The sequence below is a fragment of the Streptomyces sp. NPDC036815 genome (assembly GCF_055609205.1).
The window spans coordinates 160,089-178,842 of record NZ_JBVJPW010000015.1 but is presented as its reverse complement, the minus strand read 5'-3'; the positions used below and the strand labels follow the sequence as shown (position 1 = coordinate 178,842).

18 protein-coding genes are annotated in these 18,754 nt (G+C 70.1%); 9 read left to right on the top strand and 9 right to left on the bottom strand.

The genetic code is table 11. The features are described 5' to 3' along the window. Nucleotides 1–73: 73 nt before the first annotated feature. Complete coding sequence (locus ACZ69I_RS27375; protein WP_470835252.1) at nucleotides 74–538, top strand: GatB/YqeY domain-containing protein; 465 nt, start codon at nucleotides 74–76, stop codon at nucleotides 536–538. A 79-nt stretch (nucleotides 539–617) separates the two neighbouring features. Here ACZ69I_RS27375 and ACZ69I_RS27370 read toward each other — a convergent pair whose 3' ends face one another. Then, nucleotides 618–2,906 (bottom strand): transglycosylase domain-containing protein, encoded by a 2,289-nt coding sequence (locus ACZ69I_RS27370; RefSeq protein WP_470835251.1) that lies wholly within the window; start codon nucleotides 2,904–2,906, stop codon nucleotides 618–620. Between the two features lie 502 nt (nucleotides 2,907–3,408). On the opposite strand from ACZ69I_RS27370, the gene ACZ69I_RS27365 reads away from it, so the two are divergent. Continuing rightward, entirely contained in the window at nucleotides 3,409–3,753 is a 345-nt protein-coding gene (locus ACZ69I_RS27365; protein ID WP_030782081.1) for a WhiB family transcriptional regulator, read from the top strand. A gap of 92 nt (nucleotides 3,754–3,845) precedes the next feature. Here ACZ69I_RS27365 and bagB read toward each other — a convergent pair whose 3' ends face one another. Both bagB and bagA read right to left on the bottom strand, forming a co-directional pair. After that, complete coding sequence (bagB, locus tag ACZ69I_RS27360) at nucleotides 3,846–5,177, bottom strand: ATPase BagB (protein WP_470835249.1); 1,332 nt, start codon at nucleotides 5,175–5,177, stop codon at nucleotides 3,846–3,848. Then, a complete protein-coding gene (bagA, locus tag ACZ69I_RS27355; protein ID WP_470835248.1) occupies nucleotides 5,174–6,154 on the bottom strand; it encodes an ATPase BagA in 981 nt (326 codons plus the stop codon). The genes bagB and bagA overlap by 4 nt, the downstream gene beginning before the upstream one ends. A gap of 82 nt (nucleotides 6,155–6,236) precedes the next feature. Between bagA and ACZ69I_RS27350 the strand changes: the two genes are divergently transcribed. From ACZ69I_RS27350 to ACZ69I_RS27335, 4 genes are all read left to right on the top strand, one after another. Continuing rightward, complete coding sequence (locus tag ACZ69I_RS27350; protein ID WP_003975360.1) at nucleotides 6,237–6,398, top strand: DUF4177 domain-containing protein; 162 nt, start codon at nucleotides 6,237–6,239, stop codon at nucleotides 6,396–6,398. Continuing rightward, nucleotides 6,395–6,865 (top strand): RidA family protein, encoded by a 471-nt coding sequence (locus ACZ69I_RS27345; RefSeq protein ID WP_467674183.1) that lies wholly within the window; start codon nucleotides 6,395–6,397, stop codon nucleotides 6,863–6,865. Before ACZ69I_RS27350 ends, ACZ69I_RS27345 begins: the two co-directional genes overlap by 4 nt. 101 nt (nucleotides 6,866–6,966) lie before the next feature. Further along, nucleotides 6,967–7,836 carry an NUDIX hydrolase gene (locus tag ACZ69I_RS27340; RefSeq protein ID WP_470835246.1) on the top strand — a complete coding sequence of 290 codons (870 nt, stop codon included), beginning with the start codon at nucleotides 6,967–6,969 and terminating at the stop codon, nucleotides 7,834–7,836. A gap of 388 nt (nucleotides 7,837–8,224) precedes the next feature. Next, a complete protein-coding gene (locus tag ACZ69I_RS27335) occupies nucleotides 8,225–9,055 on the top strand; it encodes an MBL fold metallo-hydrolase (RefSeq protein ID WP_467674179.1) in 831 nt (276 codons plus the stop codon). A 63-nt stretch (nucleotides 9,056–9,118) separates the two neighbouring features. On the opposite strand, the gene ACZ69I_RS27330 is transcribed toward ACZ69I_RS27335, so the two are convergent. Next, nucleotides 9,119–9,793, bottom strand: coding sequence for a Crp/Fnr family transcriptional regulator (locus ACZ69I_RS27330; RefSeq protein ID WP_016642758.1), 675 nt, complete (start codon nucleotides 9,791–9,793; stop codon nucleotides 9,119–9,121). 367 nt (nucleotides 9,794–10,160) lie between these two features. Here ACZ69I_RS27330 and nth point away from each other — a divergent pair, with 367 nt between their 5' ends. The 3 genes from nth to ACZ69I_RS27315 all read left to right on the top strand — a co-directional run bounded on the left by nth (nucleotide 10,161) and on the right by ACZ69I_RS27315 (nucleotide 13,331). Further along, nucleotides 10,161–11,141: an endonuclease III gene (nth, locus tag ACZ69I_RS27325; protein WP_470835244.1), complete on the top strand. Its 981-nt coding sequence runs from the start codon at nucleotides 10,161–10,163 to the stop codon at nucleotides 11,139–11,141. Between the two features lie 275 nt (nucleotides 11,142–11,416). Continuing rightward, complete coding sequence (locus ACZ69I_RS27320; RefSeq protein ID WP_470835268.1) at nucleotides 11,417–12,076, top strand: NUDIX hydrolase; 660 nt, start codon at nucleotides 11,417–11,419, stop codon at nucleotides 12,074–12,076. A 49-nt stretch (nucleotides 12,077–12,125) separates the two neighbouring features. Further along, the gene (locus ACZ69I_RS27315) at nucleotides 12,126–13,331 is read left to right on the top strand and encodes a MarP family serine protease (protein WP_467674175.1); all 1,206 of its coding nucleotides are present in this window, start codon (nucleotides 12,126–12,128) and stop codon (nucleotides 13,329–13,331) included. A gap of 30 nt (nucleotides 13,332–13,361) precedes the next feature. On the opposite strand, the gene ACZ69I_RS27310 is transcribed toward ACZ69I_RS27315, so the two are convergent. The 5 genes from ACZ69I_RS27310 to acs all read right to left on the bottom strand — a co-directional run bounded on the left by ACZ69I_RS27310 (nucleotide 13,362) and on the right by acs (nucleotide 18,746). Next, entirely contained in the window at nucleotides 13,362–13,550 is a 189-nt protein-coding gene (locus tag ACZ69I_RS27310) for a hypothetical protein (RefSeq protein ID WP_467674173.1), read from the bottom strand. Between the two features lie 98 nt (nucleotides 13,551–13,648). Continuing rightward, nucleotides 13,649–14,590, bottom strand: coding sequence for an alpha/beta fold hydrolase (locus tag ACZ69I_RS27305; protein ID WP_470835242.1), 942 nt, complete (start codon nucleotides 14,588–14,590; stop codon nucleotides 13,649–13,651). Beyond that, nucleotides 14,587–15,084, bottom strand: a complete 498-nt coding sequence (locus ACZ69I_RS27300) for a phage holin family protein (protein WP_389717432.1) — start codon at nucleotides 15,082–15,084, stop codon at nucleotides 14,587–14,589. Before ACZ69I_RS27300 ends, ACZ69I_RS27305 begins: the two co-directional genes overlap by 4 nt. Before the next feature lie 51 nt (nucleotides 15,085–15,135). Beyond that, nucleotides 15,136–16,542, bottom strand: coding sequence for a Na+/H+ antiporter NhaA (gene nhaA / locus ACZ69I_RS27295; RefSeq protein WP_470835240.1), 1,407 nt, complete (start codon nucleotides 16,540–16,542; stop codon nucleotides 15,136–15,138). Nucleotides 16,543–16,790: 248 nt separating this feature from the next. Beyond that, a complete protein-coding gene (gene acs / locus ACZ69I_RS27290) occupies nucleotides 16,791–18,746 on the bottom strand; it encodes an acetate--CoA ligase (protein WP_467674166.1) in 1,956 nt (651 codons plus the stop codon). Between the last annotated feature and the right edge of the window lie 8 nt (nucleotides 18,747–18,754).

Sequence of the window (18,754 nt, the reverse complement as noted above, 5' to 3'; positions counted from 1 at the left end):
CGTAGGGGCAACCCGCGCCCACCCAGCGGAAATCGGCGGGCGGCCGACCCTGCGCACCTGCCACAATCAACCCATGACCACGCTCAAGTCGAAGCTGCACGAAGACCTCACCGCCGCGATCCGGGGGCGCGACGAGCTGCGCTCCTCGACGCTCCGGCTGACCCTCACCGCGATCACGAAGGAGGAGGTCTCGGGCAAGACGGCCCGTGAGCTCTCCGACGACGAGGTGCAGAAGGTGATCGCCCGGGAGGCCAAGAAGCGCCGTGAGGCCGCCGAGGCCTTCGCCGAGGGCGGCCGTGCCGAGCAGGCGGCGAAGGAGAAGGCGGAGGGCGAGATCCTCGCCGAGTACCTCCCCAAGCAACTCTCCGACGACGAGCTCCAGGAGATCGTCGCCGCGGCCGTCGCGGAGGCCAGGGCCGCCGGTGCCGAGGGCCCGCGCGCCATGGGCCAGGTCATGAAGATCGTGAACCCGAAGGTCGCGGGCCTGGCCGAGGGCGGCCGCGTCGCCGCCACGGTCAAGAAGCTCCTCGCGGGCTGAGAGACAGAGACACGGGTGATACGTGGATGAGGGCGCCCCCTGGCTCAGGGGGCGCCCTCATCCACGTACGGCCGAAGGGCTACCGCGGCCAGCCGCCGAACCCGCCCCCGATGCCGTTCCCGTTTCCGTTCCCGCCGTTGCCATTGCCGCCGAGGACGTCCGACGGGTCCGGGATGTTCGGCCAGGGGTCGCCGCCTCCGCCGTTGCCACTCCCGCCGTTGCCGCCACCATTGCCACCGTCGTGGCCGCCGCCACCGCCCGGCTTGTCGTCGTCGTGGTCGCGGCCGTGGTCCCCGCCCCTGCCCTTGTCCCCGCCGGGGATGTGGACGGTGTTGAAGCCGGGGCCCGGCTTGCCCGCGAGGGCGCCGCTCATCGCGTCGCGCCAGATCGGGCCGGGCACCTCACCACCGAAGACCTTGTCGTACGGGACCCCGCCGATGGTGATGTCGACCATCTGCCGCTTGTGCTGCGGGTCGCCGACCCAGACGGCGCCCGACATGTTCGGGGTGTAGCCCACGAACCAGGCGGCGTAGCGGTAGTCGGTCGTACCCGTCTTGCCCGCGCTGGGGCGGGAGCCGAGACCGGCCTGCTTGCCCGTACCGTCCTCGACCACGCCCTTCAGGAGCGTGTTGACGGTGTCGGCGGTCCGCTGCGACATCGCGCGCGAGCACGACGACTTCGGCACCGGCAGCGACTTGCCGCCGAGCGTGTTGATCGACTCGATGGCGATCGGCGTGCAGTACGTGCCGCGCGAGGCGAAGGTCGCGTACGCGCCCGCCATCGTCAGCGGCGACATCTCCTGGGTGCCGAGGGCGATGGACGGCGCCTGGTCCATCGGCTTCCCGTCGGCGCGCTTGACGCCCATCCTGGCGGCCAGCTTCGTCACCGGGCAGATGCCGATGTCGCCGATGAGCTGCACGTAGTAGGTGTTGACCGACTTCGCGGTCGCCTCCTGCATGCCGTAGGGGCCGACCTCGGACTCGTTCTCGTTGGTCAGCTTCGCGTTGCCCGAGTTCACCCACTGCCTGCCGTCACAGGTGGACACCCGCTTCGGGTACGGCATTTCGTACGGCGAGGCGTAGCTCTGCCCGGCCGACTTGCCGCCCTCCAGGGCCGCCGCCGCGACGATCGGCTTGAACGTCGAACCGGGCTGGTAGCCCGCGCCGCCCCCCATGGAGTGGTCCACGGAGAGGTTGATCGTGGTCTCGTCCTTCTTGAAGCCGTAGGGACGCGACTGGCCCATGCCGAGGATCTTGCCGGTGCCCGGCTCGACGATCGAGGCGGCGGTCGCCACGTCGTCGGTCTTGTTCACGTGATCCTTTATCGACGCCTGCACGGAGTCCTGCGCCTGCGGGTCGAGGGTCGTGCGGACCTTCAGGCCGCCCCGGTTCCAGATCTTGGCCCGCTCTTCCTTCGTCTTGCCGAAGACCGGGTCGTTGAGGAACACCTCGCGCACGTAGTCACAGAAGAAGCCCGCGCCGCTCACCGAGGTGATGCAGCCGTTCTTGGGGCGGCTCACCTTCAGACCGAGTTCGGTCTTCTTGGCGTCGTCGGCCTGCTGCTGGGAGATGTCGTGCGTGTCGGCCATGCGCTGCAGCACCACGTTGCGCCGCTTGGTGGCCTCCGCCGAGTCGTTGACCGGGTCGTACCGGCTGGGGGACTGCACGATGCCGGCGAGCAGCGCGGCCTCCTGGACCAACAGGTCCTTGGCGGGCTTGGAGAAGTACCGCTGGGCCGCGGCCTCGATGCCGTACGCCTGCTGACCGAAGTAGGTGATGTTCAGGTAGTTCTTGAGGATGCGCTTCTTGCCCAGCTTGTCCTCGACCTGAATCGCGTACTTCAGCTCGCGGATCTTGCGGCCGAGCGTCTGCTGGGTGGCCTCGGCGACCTTCGTCGGGTCGTCGCCCGCCTCCTCCACGAAGACGTTCTTCACGTACTGCTGCGTCAGCGTGGACGCGCCCTGCGAGACGCCACCGCTCTGCGCGTTCTGGTTGAGCGCGCGCAGGATGCCCTTCAGGTCGACCGCGCCGTGCTCGTAGAAGCGGGAGTCCTCGATCGCGACGATCGCCTTCTGCATGTACGGCGAGATGTCCTTGAGCGGGACGACCGTGCGGTCACGCGAGTAGACCGTGGCGATCTGGCCGCCCTTGTTGTCGAGGATCGTGGTGCGCTGACTGAGCGGCGGCTGCTTGAGATTGGCGGGGATCTCGTCGAACCCTTCGACCGAACCCTTGGCCGCGAGGCCCAGCGCTCCGGCCGCGGGCAGGGCGATCCCGGCCAGCACCGCACCCGCCAGGACGCTGACTCCGAGGAACTTCGCGGCCTGCTGAGTTGGTGACAGACCACCGCCCGAGCGCTTCTTTCCCATGAGGGCAGCCTAATCCGTCGCCGCCGGGGTTCCGAGGGAGCGAGGCTTCCTCGGGATGTTCGCGTACCTCCGGCACCTCCGGCCCCGGTGGCAAGCCGGTCACCTGGCGCCTCAGAAGTGTGCGCTGCCGACGTTCTGATTCGCCGGACAGGCCTCAATGCCTTGGCCTAAGCTGCTCTCAACTGTCACGGCCCTGCGGTTCGGCACCAGATCCTCCCCGCTCCCGAATCCGGCGAATTCCTGTCCGAATTCGCCTTATGTGACGCTCGGCGTCCGTTGTGACTCAACTGAACTGCCCCGGAATGCCGGTTTCCGCACGGATGTCGCCAGCTCACTCCGTCGGGTGATCTGCCGCTTACGCATAGTCCGTTCGGGCCATTCAAGATTGGGCCCGAAGGGGGTGTTGCGCTGTGCCCACCTTCCGTAACGTCCTCAACTGGCGGCGGTGAATATGCCGCTGCCGCCGTGGGGGAGCCTCGATTCGGGAGAGGACGGCGCCGGTATGGGCTGGGTAACCGACTGGAGTGCGCAGGCGGCCTGCCGCACTACCGATCCGGATGAACTATTCGTTCAAGGAGCAGCGCAGAACAGGGCCAAGGCGGTGTGCACCGGATGTCCGGTGCGGACCGAGTGCCTGGCCGACGCGCTGGACAATCGCGTCGAGTTCGGCGTGTGGGGTGGCATGACGGAGCGAGAGCGCCGCGCACTGCTGCGCAGGCGCCCCACCGTCACCTCATGGCGCAGGCTCCTGGAGACTGCGCGCTCCGAGTACGAGCGCGGTGCGGGCCTGTTGCCCGTGGACTTGGAGGACGAGGAGACGTACGAGAGCTACGCGGCAGTGGGGTAGACCGATCGTCCGTCGGGGCGACGGCCTCCCCCACGGGGCGATGAGAACCCCCACGGCCGGGCCCGAGCGACGAGGGTGATCCCCGCGTCGCGTCAGCCCGCCAGCCGGTCCCCTACGGCCCGGAGCCCCGCGAGGTCATGCACATCACCGGGAAGCGCGGCCACTTCGGCCACCGCGACCTCGGGGTGGAGCGCGGTGAAACGATCACGCGTGCGCTGTTCGCGTACGAGCAACTGCATGCGCTCGGCGTGCAGGCGCAGGAGACCGGCGGTCATCTGCTCGACGCACGCGTCGGTCACCGGCTCATGGGACTGATGGGACTCGGAAGCGGGAGCCTCGGAAGAGGGGTCCTCGGGATTCGCGGGGGCTTCGGACGGCGCGGGATTCTCTGAAGTCGCGGAATTCTCGGGGGAGTTACGAACTCCTACCTTCCCGTCCTCCTGATCCACAATGCGGCGTTCCTCAAGATTTTCCGCGGCGGCGACGGCCCGCTCGGCCGACAGCTGAGCGGCGCCGCTGCCGTGCACACGGTTCAGTACGAGGCCCGCGAGCGGCATGTCGTCCGCGGCGAGGCGCTCCACGAAGTACGCGGCCTCCCGCAGGGCGTCCCGCTCCGGCGAGGCCACCACGAGGAACGCCGTGCCGGGCGCCTGCAGCAGCCGGTACGTCGCGTCGGCCCGGGTGCGGAACCCGCCGAACATGCTGTCCATCGCCGTCACGAACATCTGCACGTCACGCAGCAACTGCCCGCCGAGCAGCTTGCCGAGGGCGCCCGTCATCATCGACATGCCGACGTTCAGGAACTTCATCCCGGCCCGGCCGCCCACCTTCGCCGGCGCCATCAGGACGCGGATCAACTTGCCGTCGAGGAAGGACCCGAGGCGCTTGGGGGCGTCGAGGAAATCCAGGGCCGAGCGCGAGGGCGGCGTGTCGACGACGATCAGGTCCCACTCGTCGCGGGAGCGCAGCTGCCCCAGCTTCTCCATCGCCATGTACTCCTGCGTGCCCGCGAAGCCCGCCGAAAGCGACTGGTAGAAGGGGTTGTTGAGGATCGCCTTGGCGCGTTCCTTGTCCGTGTGCGCCTCGACGATCTCGTCGAAGGTGCGCTTCATGTCGAGCATCATGGCGTGCAGTTCGCCGGAGCCGTCGATGTCCTCGACCCGGCGCGGCACGTTGTCGAGCGAGTCGATGCCCATGGACTGCGCGAGCCTGCGCGCCGGGTCGATGGTGAGCACGACGGTCTTACGGCCGCGCTCCGCCGCGCGCAGCCCGATGGCGGCCGCCGTGGTCGTCTTGCCGACGCCGCCGGAGCCGCAGCACACCACGATCCGGGTCTCCGGGTCGTCGATCAGGGCGTCCACGTCCAGCGCGAGGCCGGGCTCCAGCGTCCGTGTCGTCGTCCGGGTCGTGCGCTCGCTGGTCATGCGATCCCTTGCTTCCGCAGTTCCGTGGCGAGCTCGTAGAGACCCGCGAGGTCCATCCCGCCCGCGAGGAGCGGGAGTTCGTGCAGAGGCTGACCGAACTCCGTCAGGAGGGCGCGCTGACCGCGCTCAAGGGCGGACCGCTCGGCGTACTCGGCGGCCTGTTCCAGGAGCGGGTCGACCAGGCGCTCGGCGGCCCCGCCGCGCCGCGCACCGCCGAGTCCGGCGGTGGACAGGGACTTGGCGACGGCCGCACGGGGCGCCTGCTCCAGGCCCAGCTTCAGCGAGGCCTCGTCCAGCAGGGTGGGGCGCACCATGTTCACGATGAGCCGTCCCACGGGCAGTTGCGCCGCCCGCAGCTCCGCCACGCCGTCCGCCGTCTCCTGGACGGGCATCTCCTCCAGGAGGGTGACCAGGTGCACGGCCGTCTCGGGGGACTTGAGGACCCGCATCACGGCCTGCGCCTGATTGTGTATGGGCCCTATTTTCGCGAGCCCGGCGACTTCGTCGTTCACGTTCAGGAAACGGGTGATGCGGCCGGTCGGCGGGGCGTCCATCACCACGCAGTCGTACGCGTAGCGCCCGCTCTTGTCCTTCCTGCGCACTGCCTCGCAGGCCTTGCCGGTCAGCAGGACGTCCCGCAGGCCCGGCGCGACCGTCGTCGCGAAGTCGATGGCCCCGAGCTTCTTCAGGGCCCGTCCCGCGCCCCCCAGCTTGTAGAACATCTGGAGGTAGTCGAGCAGCGCCAGCTCGGGGTCGATGGCGAGGGCGTACACCTCCCCGCCCCCGGGAGCGACGGCGATCTTCCGCTCCTCATAGGGCAGCGCCTCCGTCTCGAAGAGCTGCGCGATGCCTTGCCTGCCCTCGACCTCGACGAGGAGGGTGCGTTTTCCCTCACTCGCCAGGGCGAGCGCGAGGGCCGCGGCCACCGTGGTCTTGCCGGTACCGCCCTTGCCGCTGACGACCTGGAGCCTGCTCACCCTTCCGAGCCTAACCAGTCGCCGCCCGGACCATGCAGGAGCCCACCCTGAGCAACCCGTCACACCGACTACAGTCGGCCACATGACCAAGTGGGAATACGCAACCGTGCCTCTGCTCGTCCACGCCACGAAGCAGATTCTTGACACCTGGGGCGAGGACGGCTGGGAGCTGGTCCAGGTCGTGCCCGGGCCGAACAACCCCGAGCAGCTCGTGGCCTACCTGAAGCGGGAGAAGCAGGCATGAGCGGCGCAGTCGACGCCCGCCTCGCCGAGCTCGGCCTGACGCTGCCCGAGGTCGTGCCGCCGCTGGCGTCCTACCAGCCGGCCGTCCAGTCCGGTGTGTACGTCTACACCGCGGGCCAGCTCCCGATGGTGGACGGCAAGCTCGCCGTGACCGGCAAGGTCGGCGCCGAGGTCACCCCCGAGGAGGCCAAGGACCTGGCCCGCACCTGCGCGCTGAACGCGCTCGCCGCGGTCAAGTCGGTCGCCGGTGACCTGGACCGCGTCGCGCGCGTCGTGAAGGTCGTCGGCTTCGTCGCGTCCGCCCCGGACTTCACGGGCCAGCCCGGCGTGATCAACGGCGCAAGCGAGCTCCTCGGTGAGGTCCTCGGCGAGAAGGGCGTGCACGCGCGCAGTGCCGTGGGTGTGGCCGTGCTCCCGCTGGACGCTCCGGTCGAGGTCGAGATCCAGGTGGAGCTGACGGAGGCGTAGCCATTTCGGCCTCGTGGGGCACCGGCATCGCGTACCGGGGCCCCTAGAGGCACCGATAGTTGCCTCTCGAACATCAGCTCACTAGGGGATAGCCTCCGCCCATGGCAAATGGGCAGTGGTACCCCCCGGAGTGGCCCGACCGCATCCGCGCCCTCGCGAGCGGCGAGCTGACTCCGGCGACCCCGCGCCGCGCCGCGACCGTCATGCTCCTCGGAGAGGGCGACGGCGAGCCGGAAGTACACATGCTGCGCAGACGCGCCTCCATGGCCTTCGCCGGGGGCGCGTACGCGTATCCGGGCGGCGGGGTCGACCCGCGCGACGACGACCACCTGGTGCGCTGGGCGGGTCCCGCGCGCGCGTCCTGGGCGGCCCGCCTGGGCGTCGACGACGAGGCCGCAGCCCAGGCGATCGTCTGCGCGGCGGTCCGTGAGACGTACGAGGAAGCGGGCGTGCTGCTCGCGGGGCCGACTCCGGAGACGGTCGTCGGCGACACCACGGGCGACGACTGGGAGGCGGAGCGCGAGGCGCTGGTGGCCCGCGACCTCTCCTTCGCGGAGTTCCTGGACCGCCGGGGCCTGTACCTGCGCAGCGACCTCCTGGCCGCGTGGGCCCGCTGGATCACCCCGGAGTTCGAGCCCAAGCGCTACGACACGTTCTTCTTCGTGGCCGCGCTGCCCGAGGGCCAGCGCACCCGCAACGCCTCCACGGAGGCCGACCGCACGGTCTGGATCACCCCGTCCGAGGCGGCGGCCCGCTACGACGCGGGCGAACTCCTGATGATGCCGCCCACGATCGCGACCCTGCGGTCCCTGACCGCGCACCCGTCGCCCCTGGCCGCCCTGGCCGCGGCCCCGTCCCGGGACATGACGCCGGTCCTGGCCCAAGCGCGTCTGGAGGGCGACGAATTGATCCTGTCCTGGCCGGGCCACGACGAGTTCACGAAGCACATCGCGACGAGCACTCCCCAATGACGCCACCCGGAGCGGCCCCGGGACGGCGGTCGGCCGCGATCGAGACAGGAATCGAGACAGGAATCGAGACAGGAGGGGACGTGGGGGTGTGCGCGCACGGAGCCCTGAGCGCCCTCTGGCGTCCTTGTTCTTGAGGCGTGGCGCGCAGTGATGGCGAGTACGTACATACCCCCGCGGCCCCGCACCCACAGACGAGCCCCAGGCGCCGCACCCGCAGCCCGCAGGGGCCCGCGCCACCCCGCAACGCTCCACAAGCGGCTGAACGCCCCTCAGAGGCTCCAGAGACCCGCTCACCCCGCATCGCCCCGTACGGCCCCGTACGGCCCCGAGAGCACCTGCCCTCAGCCCCCAGCCCCTGGCCCCCAGCCCAGACAGGAGTCACCCCCGCATGACCGATGCCGCCGCCCTCCCCGGCCAGCCGCGCGGCGGAGTCCTCAGCGGCCCCGCCACCACCCGCGCGGTCAACGTCCTCGCGCCCAACCCCTCCGCGATGACCCTGGACGGCACCAACACCTGGATCGTCTCCGAGCCGGACTCACCGCTCGCGGTGGTCATCGACCCGGGCCCGCTGGACGACACGCACCTGAGCCACGTCGTCGAGACCGCCGAGAAGGCGGGCAAGCGCGTCGCCCTGACGCTTCTCACCCACGGCCACCCCGACCACGCCGAGGGCGCGGCCCGCTTCGCCGAGCTGACCCGTACTCACGTCCGCGCCCTGGACCCCGCCCTGCGCCTCGGTGACGAGGGCCTGGCACCCGGTGACGTGATCACCACGGGCGGCCTGGAGATGCGCGTCGTCGCCACCCCCGGCCACACCGCGGACTCGCTCTGCTTCCACCTCCCGGCCGACCGGGCGGTCCTGACGGGCGACACGATCCTCGGCCGCGGCACCACGGTCGTGGCGCACCCCGACGGCCGTCTGGGCGACTACCTGGATTCCTTGCGGCGGCTGCGCTCCCTGACGGTCGACGACGGCGTGCACACGGTCCTGCCGGGCCACGGGCCGGTCCTGGAGGACGCCCAGGGTGCCGTCGAGTTCTACCTCGCGCACCGCGCCAACCGGCTGGCCCAGGTCGAGACGGCGGTGGAGAACGGCCACGTCGAGGCCGCGGACGTCGTCGCGCACGTGTACGCCGACGTGGACCGCTCCCTGTGGCCCGCAGCGGAACTCTCGGTCAGGGCACAGCTGGACTACTTGCGGGAGCACGGCCTGATCTGACGCGGGAACGCCGATGAGCCCTGCCTCCCGGGAGGCAGGGCCCATCGGCGTACGGACACGGCGTCAGCGCGACCGCTTGGCCAGCCGCTCCACGTCCAGCAGGATCACGGCGCGGGCCTCCAGGCGGAGCCAGCCGCGGCCCGCGAAGTCCGCGAGCGCCTTGTTGACCGTCTCGCGGGAGGCGCCGACCAGCTGGGCGAGCTCTTCCTGCGTGAGGTCGTGCACGACGTGGATGCCCTCTTCGGACTGGACGCCGAAGCGGCGGGACAGGTCGAGGAGCGCGCGGGCCACCCGCCCGGGCACGTCGGAGAAGACCAGGTCGGACATCTGGTCATTGGTCTTACGAAGGCGTCGGGCGACGGCGCGCAGCAGCGCGGCGGCCACCTCGGGCCGGGCGTTCAGCCAGGGCTGGAGGTCGCCGTGGCCGAGGCCGAGCAGCTTGACCTCGGTGAGGGCGGACGCCGTGGCGGTCCGCGGGCCCGGGTCGAAGAGCGACAGCTCTCCGATGAGCTCGCCGGGGCCGAGCACAGCGAGCATGTTCTCCCGGCCGTCGGGCGAGGTGCGGTGGAGCTTCACCTTGCCCTCGGTGACCACGTACAGGCGGTCTCCGGGGTCGCCCTCATGGAAAAGCGCATCCCCGCGCGCGAGCGTCACCTCACTCATGGAGGCGCGGAGCTCCGCGGCCTGCTCGTCATCGAGCGCCGCGAAGAGCGGGGCGCGCCGCAGAACGTCGTCCACGAGTTCTCTCCTTGTCGACCTGCTCAGGGGATCTGGGATCTTGATTCCCCCGTCATATCAGGGGACCGTGTTCCCCGTTTTGCTGGACGGTCCAAACAGTGTGATCAGTCACAAGTCTGCCGCACCGGCGTCGCAAGCTGTGCGGGAGGGGGCCAATTGGGGGCCGATCCATGGGGTCAGGGACGGATGTCAGTGCCGGGCTCTAGGCTGGCCGGGTGTCCAAAAAGCCGGTGAGAGCGCAGGCCGAGGGGGCTGAGCAGGTGACCGCACCCCGTTATTCCGCTGTGGGCGAACATGCGTCCGGTACTCCTGAGAAAGCGACAAAACGGACAGCTCCCCTGGCGTCCCCGGTGAAGAGGTCGACCCTGTGAACGCAAAGAAGAAGACGACGCCCGCGCCGGAGAAGGCTACGGCGAAGAAGACCACGGCGAAGAAGGCACCCGCCAAGAAGGCACCTGCCAAGAAGACGGCCGCCAAGAAGACGGCCGCCAAGAAGACGGCCGCCAAGAAGACGGCCGCCAAGAAGACGGCCGCCAAGAAGGCCGCCACCCCGGTCGGGAAGCCCGCGACCGCCGGTACCCGGACGGAGTCCCACGCCGCCCTGGTCCGCCGCGCCCGGCGGATCAACCGCGAGCTGGCGGAGGTGTACTCGTACGCACACCCCGAGCTGGACTTCGAGAACCCGTTCGAGCTCCTGGTCGCCACGGTGCTCTCCGCCCAGACCACCGACCTCCGGGTGAACCAGACGACCCCGCGCCTCTTCGCCAAGTACCCGACTCCGGAGGACCTGGCCGCGGCCGTCCCCGAGGAGGTCGAGGAGCTGATCAGGCCGACCGGCTTCTTCCGGGCGAAGACCAAGTCGATCATGGGCCTGGCCAAGGCGCTGCGGGACGACTTCGGGGGCGAGGTGCCGGGCCGCCTCGACGACCTCGTCAAGCTGCCCGGAGTGGGCCGCAAGACCGCGTTCGTCGTCCTGGGCAACGCCTTCGGAGTGCCCGGCATCACCGTGGACACCCACTTCGGCCGCCTGGTCCGCCGCTGGAAGTGGACCGAGGAGACCGACCCGGTGAAGGTCGAGGCGGCGATCGCCGCGCTCTTCCCGAAGAGCGAGTGGACGATGCTCTCGCACCGCGTGATCTTCCACGGCCGCCGCATCTGCCACTCCCGCAAGCCCGCCTGCGGCGCCTGCCCGATCGCCCCGCTCTGCCCGTCGTACGGAGAGGGTGAGACCGATCCGGAGAAGGCGAAGAAGCTGCTGAAGTACGAGATGGGCGGCTTCCCCGGCCAGCGCCTCAAGCCCCCGTCGGACTACCCGGGCAAGCCCGCGCCGCCGCTCGCCGCGGGGTGACACCGACGGCGGACGGAACGAACCCGAGGGGAAAGAGCGTTGTCCAGAGACGGACGGGGGTGCCGATGACGCACGCGAGCGATACGACGGACACGGCGAGCACCAAGAACACGGCGAGCGACTCGCACATGGCGAGCGACTCGCACACGGCGAGCATCAACAACACCGTGAACCACACCCACAGCACGAACACACCCAGCAACAGCACTCGCACCAGCAGCAGCACCCGTACCACCCTCCCCACCCACCAACCCACAGATCAGGACGGTCACCCCCTGCTCAGCACCGTCGGCCTGCCCTCCTGGCTCGACCCGGTCGTGCACGCCGCCCGGACCGTCAAGCCGCTCCAACTGAGCCGCTTCCTGCCTCCGGAGAGCGGCGCCGGACGCCAGTCCGCCGTACTCGTCCTCTTCGGAGAGGGCGAAAAAGGCCCCGAGATGCTCCTGATGGAGCGTGCCGGATCCCTCCGTTCGCACGCCGGGCAGCCCTCCTTCCCCGGCGGCGCCCTCGACCCCGAGGACGGCGACCCGCAGGGCGAGGGGCCGCTGCGCGCCGCTCTGCGCGAGGCCGAGGAGGAGACGGGGCTCGATCCGCGAGGCGTCCAGCTCTTCGCCGAGCTGCCCCGCCTCTTCATCCCGGTGAGCGACTTCGTCGTGACGCCCGTGCTCGGCTGGTGGCGCACCCCGACCCCGGTGGGCGTCGTCGACCCGAACGAGACGGCCCGGGTCTTCACGGTCCCCGTGGCCGATCTCACGGACCCGGCGAACCGGGCGACGGCGATCCACCCCAGCGGCCACCACGGCCCTGCTTTCCTCGTCGAGTCCGCCCTGGTCTGGGGCTTTACGGCCGGCGTGATCGATAGAATCCTGCACTTCGCGGGCTGGGAGCGCCCTTGGGACCGCAGTAGGCAGGTCCCGCTCGACTGGCGCGCATGACAAGGTTGCGTGGAACGGGCGACCGCGATGCGAGGCGAGGATTGAATCGGTGAACGTGCTGGACGTCCTGCTGCTGCTCGCCGCCGTGTGGTTCGCGGTCGTGGGGTACCGCCAGGGCTTCGTGGTCGGCATCCTCTCGGTGACCGGGTTCCTGGGCGGCGGTCTCGTGGCCGTCTATCTCCTGCCGATCGTCTGGGACGCCCTCACGGACGACGACGCGGCCACGGTGAGTACGACCGCGGCGGTGGTGGCGGTCGTCATCGTGATCGTCTGTGCGTCGATCGGCCAGGCCTTCACCACCCATCTCGGCAACAAGCTGCGCAGATACATCACCTGGCAGCCCGCCCGCGCCCTCGACGCGACCGGCGGCGCGCTGGTCAACGTCGTGGCGATGCTCCTCGTCGCCTGGCTGATCGGTTCCGCCCTCGCGGGCACGACGCTGCCGACCCTCGGCAAGGAAGTGCGCAACTCCAAGGTCCTCCTCGGCGTCTCCCGCACCCTGCCGGGCCAGGCCGACACCTGGTTCGCCGACTTCTCCTCGGTCCTCGCGCAGAACGGCTTCCCGCAGGTCTTCAGCCCGTTCTCGAACGAGCCCATCAAGGAGGTCCAGCCGCCGGACGCCAAGCTCGCCAAGAGCAAGGTCGCCACGAAGGCCAAGCGCTCCATCGTGAAGGTCCGCGGTGAGGCCCGCTCCTGCGGCAAGGTCCTCGAAGGCACCGGCTTCGTCTTCGCGGACCGCCGCGTGATGACCAACGCCCACGTGGTCGGCGGCGTGGACGAGCCGACCGTCCAGATAGGCGATCAGAACCAGACGTACGACGCGAAGGTCGTCCTCTACGACTGGGAGCGCGACATCGCCGTCCTGGACGTGCCCGCGCTGAAGGCCCCGCCCCTGCAGTTCACGCCCAAGGACGCGTCCAGCGGCGCCGGTGCCATCGTCGCGGGCTTCCCCGAGGACGGGCCCTACGACGTCCGCCCCGCACGCGTGCGGGGCCGCATCACGGCCAACGGCCCGGACATCTACCACCGCGGCACCGTGCACCGCGATGTGTACTCGCTCTACGCGACCGTCCGCCAGGGCAACTCCGGCGGCCCGCTGCTCACGCCCGACGGCAAGGTCTACGGCGTGGTCTTCGCGAAGTCCCTCGACGATCCGGACACCGGCTATGCGCTGACGGCGGACGAGGTGCGCGAGGACATCGAGCGGGGCCGCACCGCGAACCAAGAGGTCGACAGCCAGGGCTGCGCGCTCTAGAGCGGCGGTCGGGAGGCCCGGAGGGCGGGGTCAGTCGCGCGTGTGACGGAGCCGCGCGGAGACCCAGCGGGCCCTCCGGCGGAGAATGTGGGGAATGCCCATCTCCTGAGGGGGGCCGTGATGGTCCTGCTCCTGTGGCCCGCCCCTCTCGTGGCTGTTCAGCGCTGTGGCCGAGCGGCGATTGCGTGCTACGTCACTGTAGTCGTGCGTCCAGCCCATACCCCGACGTGTGCCCGGGCCTCATGGTCGGTAACCGCGCGCAGGGGACCCAATTGGCCTATGCGCGAGGCAATTGGCGTTCGTAGGACAAGTGTTCCCTACCGGTCGGGCTCGGGGTCCTTCAGCCAGTTCACCAGCTCCGTCGAGAACGCCACCGGGTCCTCCTCGTGCGGGAAGTGCCCGAGGCCGTCGAACAGCCGCCAGCGGTACGGCGCTTCGACGTACTCGCCGGATCCCGCCGCGCTCCTCGTACGCATCACGGGGTCAAGCGATCCGTGCAGATGCAGCGTCGGCACCCGCACCGGACGCTTCATGCGCCGGTTGAACTGGATGCCGTCGGGACGCGCCATCGACCGCACCATCCAGCGGTACGGCTCGATCGAGCAGTGCGCCGTCGAGGGGATGCACATGGCTCGCCGGTACGTCTCCACCGCGTCGTCGTCGGGCAGTCCGGGGCCGGACCAGTCCCGCACCAGACGCCCCACCAGGGCCGCGTCGTCGGCGATCAGTTGACGCTCCGGCACCCACGGCCGCTGGAAGCCCCACACGTACGAGGCCGCGGCCGTCTGCCTGCGGTCCGACAGCATCGCCGAGCGCCAGCGCCGCGGGTGCGGCATCGAGGAGACGGCGAGGCGGCGCACCAGCTTGGGCCGCATCACGGCCGCGGTCCACGCCAGGTACCCGCCCAGGTCGTGCCCGACGATCGCGGCGTCGGGCTCGCCGAGGGAACGTACGACGCCCGTGATGTCGAGCGCGAGGTTCGCCGGGTCGTAACCGCGGGGCGTGCGGTCGCTGCCGCCCACGCCCCGCAGGTCCATCGCGACGGCCCGGAAGCCCGCGTCGGCGAGCGCCACCAGCTGGTGCCGCCACGACCACCAGAACTGGGGGAAGCCGTGCAGGAGAAGGACCAGTGGCCCGTCGCCCATCTCGGCGATGTGGAAACGTGCCCCGTTGGCGGCCACGTCCCGGTGGGTCCAGGGCCCCTCGATGCGTACGACTGAGCCGGGGGGTTGGGCCGATGGGGCGGCGGGGTCCGTCATGAGGACGAGCGTGCCACAGTCGCTCCCGTCTCACCGACCCGGACCTCGACGGCACCCGCAGGGCTCACCGGGCGGGGATGCGGCTTGACGTTCCCCAGTACGGCAGCCGTCTGTTTGGCCGACGCGGCGACCTTCTGCGGGCCCTTGCCCTTCTTGGCCTTCTTCGCGAAGACGACGCCGATGAGCGCGAGCACCCCGGCCACCAGCACGTTGGCGGCGAAGGACAGCACGAAGCAGATCGCGAGGTTCCAGTCGCTCCAGGTGCGGATGCCGTAGGCGAGCGCGAAGCTCAGCATCGGCAGCGAGAAGATGAGGACCGCGCCGGCCGCGGCGAAGGCTCCGCCGCCGACCGCACCGCGCTTGACGTCCTGTCGCAGTTGGGCCTTGGCCAGGGCGATCTCGTCGTGCACCAGCGCGGACATCTCGCCGGTCGCCGTGGCGACCAGTTGGCCGAGGCTGCGCTCGGCGCCGACGGGGCCGTCGGGTGAGCTCATCGCGTTCTCCCCTTTATCTCTTCTGATCTCTTCTGGATATGTCTGCTCAGATCATGCCGGACCGTTGCCGTCCTTGCGTTCCCCACCCGAGACTTCGGCAAGCCTGCGGTGCTCCGCGGCCTTCTTCTCGTAGATGGCGGCCATCCGCAGGTGGTAGTCCGGCTTGTCCATCTCGTAGATGTCGGGGATGCCGTCGAGGTCGTCGTCGCGCTCCTCGTCCTCGCACAGCTTGCGGTACTTGGTGTTGCGCATCTTCAGCAGGATCCCGGAGAACACCGCCGCGATCAGCGAGCCCGTCAGGACGGCCGCCTTGATCTCGTCCGTGAGCAGCGGGTCCTCGGTGAAGGCGAGTTCGCCGATGAGCAGCGAGACGGTGAAGCCGATGCCGGCCAGCGAGGCGACCGCGAACACGTCGGGCCAGGCCAGGTCCTCGTTCAGTTCGGCCTTGGTGAAGTGTGCCGCGAGCCAGGTGCCGCCGAAGATGCCGACCGCCTTGCCGACCACCAGACCAAGGACCACGCCGAGTGTCTCCGGCTTGGTGAACACATCGCCAAGAGCCCCGCCCGAGACGACCACACCCGCGCTGAACAGCGCGAACAGCGGTACGGCCAGGCCCGCGGAGAGGGGGCGTACGAGATGTTCGATGTGCTCGCCGGGGGAGTGCTCCTCGCTCTCGTCCTCCTTGTGGCAGCGCAGCATCAGGCCCATGGCGACGCCCGCGATGGTGGCGTGGATGCCGCTGTTGTACATCAGGCCCCAGATGGCGAGCGCCAGCGGCACGTAGACGTACCAGCCGCGCACCCGCTTCCTGAGCAGCAACCAGAAGACCGCGAGACCGAGCACGGCGCCGCCGAGCGCCGCGAAGTTGAGGTCACTGGTGAAGAAGACCGCGATGATCAGGATCGCGAAGAGGTCGTCGACGACGGCGAGGGTGAGCAGGAAGGCGCGCAGCGCGGACGGCAGCGCGGTGCCGATGACCGCGAGGACGGCGAGCGCGAAGGCGATGTCGGTGGCGGTCGGTACGGCCCAGCCGTCGAGCGAGCCGCCGCCCGCGGTGTTGGTCAGGAAGTACACGAGCGCCGGCACGGCCATGCCGCAGAGCGCCGCGACGACGGGCAGCGCGGCGGCCTTGGGGTCGCGCAGATCGCCCGCGACCAGCTCGCGCTTGAGCTCGATGCCCGCCACGAAGAAGAAGACGGCGAGCAGTCCGTCGGCCGCCCAGTGCTGGATGGAGAGGTCGAGGCCGAGCGATCCGGGGCCGATGTGGAAGCCCCGTACGGACTCGTAGGAGCCGCCGGCCGTGTTGGCCCAGATCAGTGCGGAGACCGCGGCGACGAGCAGCAGCACACCCCCGACGGTCTCGGCGCGCAGCGCCTCCGCGATGAAGTTCCGCTCGGGCAGGGAGAGGCGGCCGAGAACCTTGCGGTTGTCTTGGGGTGCGGGTGCGGGCGCGGTCACGAGAGACGACCTCCGGTCGGGCGGGCAGGGCAGAGCACATGCCGACCAGACTTCCCGGCGCACCTGAGTTCTTCGCGTCGCGCCATCGGGCCGCGACGCTGAACCTTGTCGCGACGTTGACGCGATCCTTAGCTTACCTAACGTACGCCCGGACCTATCCGGTGATCTTCACCTTAAGCACAAAAGGGCCGCCCGGCACGCTGCCGGACGGCCCTTCGGGCGTACGTGGATCAATCGCTGACCGGCGGTCAGTCCTCGCTGGGCGCGGCCGGCAGCTTCGTCTGGATGAGGTCCATCACGGTCGAGTCGGTGAGCGTGGTGACGTCGCCGAGCTCACGGTTCTCCGCGACGTCCCGCAGGAGGCGACGCATGATCTTGCCGGACCTGGTCTTCGGCAGCTCGGCCACCGGAAGGACCCGCTTCGGCTTGGCGATCGGGCCGAGCGTGGCACCCACGTGGTTGCGCAGCTCCGCCACGAGCCCCTCGTCGTCGGCGTTCGCCGTGCCCCGCAGGATCACGAACGCCACGATGGCCTGGCCCGTCGTCTCGTCCGCGGCGCCCACGACCGCCGCCTCGGCGACCGCGGGGTGCGAGACGAGCGCCGACTCGACCTCGGTGGTGGAGATGTTGTGCCCGGAGACGAGCATCACGTCGTCCACCCGGCCGAGCAGCCAGATGTCGCCGTCCTCGTCCTTCTTTGCGCCGTCACCGGCGAAGTACCGGCCCTCGAAGCGCGACCAGTACGTGTCGAGGAAGCGCTGGTCGTCGCCCCAGATGGTGCGCAGCATCGACGGCCACGGCTCGGTCAGGACGAGATAGCCGCCACCACCGTCCGGCACCTCGTTCGCCTCGTCGTCGACGACGGTGGCGGAGATGCCGGGCAGGGCGCGCTGGGCGCTGCCCGGCTTGGTCTCGGTCACGCCCGGCAGCGGCGAGATCATCATCGCGCCGGTCTCGGTCTGCCACCAGGTGTCCACGATGGGGCAGGCGTCGTTGCCGATGTTCTTCCGGTACCACATCCACGCCTCGGGGTTGATCGGCTCGCCGACCGACCCGAGCACCCGCAGGCTGCTGAGATCGAACTTCGCGGGGATGTCGTCGCCCCACTTCATGAACGTGCGGATGGCCGTGGGCGCCGTGTACAGGATGGAGACCTTGTACTTCTGCACGATCTCCCAGAAGCGCCCCTGGTGCGGAGTGTCGGGAGTGCCCTCGTACATCACCTGGGTCGCGCCGTTGGCCAGCGGGCCGTACGTGATGTACGAGTGGCCGGTGACCCAGCCGATGTCGGCCGTGCACCAGTAGACGTCGGTCTCGGGCTTGAGGTCGAAGACGGCGTGGTGGGTGTACGCCGCCTGGGTGAGGTAGCCGCCGGAGGTGTGCAGGATGCCCTTCGGCTTACCCGTGGTGCCGGAGGTGTAGAGGATGAAGAGCGGGTGCTCCGCGTCGAACGCCTCGGGGGTGTGCTCGGCCGGCTGCTTCTGGGTGATCTCGTGCCACCACACGTCGCGGCCCTCGGTCCACGCCACGTCCTGACCGGTGCGGCGCACGACGAGGACCTTCTCCACGGATACGCGGGTGAGGGCCTCGTCGACGGCGGGCTTGAGCGCGGAGGGCTTGCCCCGGCGGTAGCCGCCGTCGGAGGTGATGACGACCTTGGCGTCGGCGTCCTCGATGCGCTTGGCGATGGCGTCCGCGGAGAAGCCGCCGAAGACCACCGAGTGGGCGGCGCCGATGCGGGCGCAGGCCAGCATCGCGACGACCGCCTCGGGGATCATCGGCAGGTAGACGGCGACGCGGTCGCCCTTCCGCACGCCGAGCTCGGTCAGCGCGTGCGCGGCGCGGCTGACTTCGTCCTTCAGCTCGGCGTAGGTGATGGCCCGGCTGTCGCCGGGCTCACCCTCGAAGTGGATCGCGACGCGATCGCCGTTGCCCGCCTCGACGTGGCGGTCGACGCAGTTGTACGCGACGTTGAGCTTCCCGTCGGCGAACCACTTGGCGAACGGGGGGTTCGACCAGTCGAGCGTCTCGGTCGGCTCCGTGGCCCAGGTCAGCCGACGGGCCTGCTCGGCCCAGAAGCCGAGCCGGTCAGCCTTGGCCTGCTCGTACGCCTCCGCGGTGACGTTGGCGGCGGCTGCCAGCTCCGCCGGCGGCGCGAAGCGACGCTCCTCCTTCAAGAGGTTGGCCAGGCTTTCATTGCTCACGACATCTC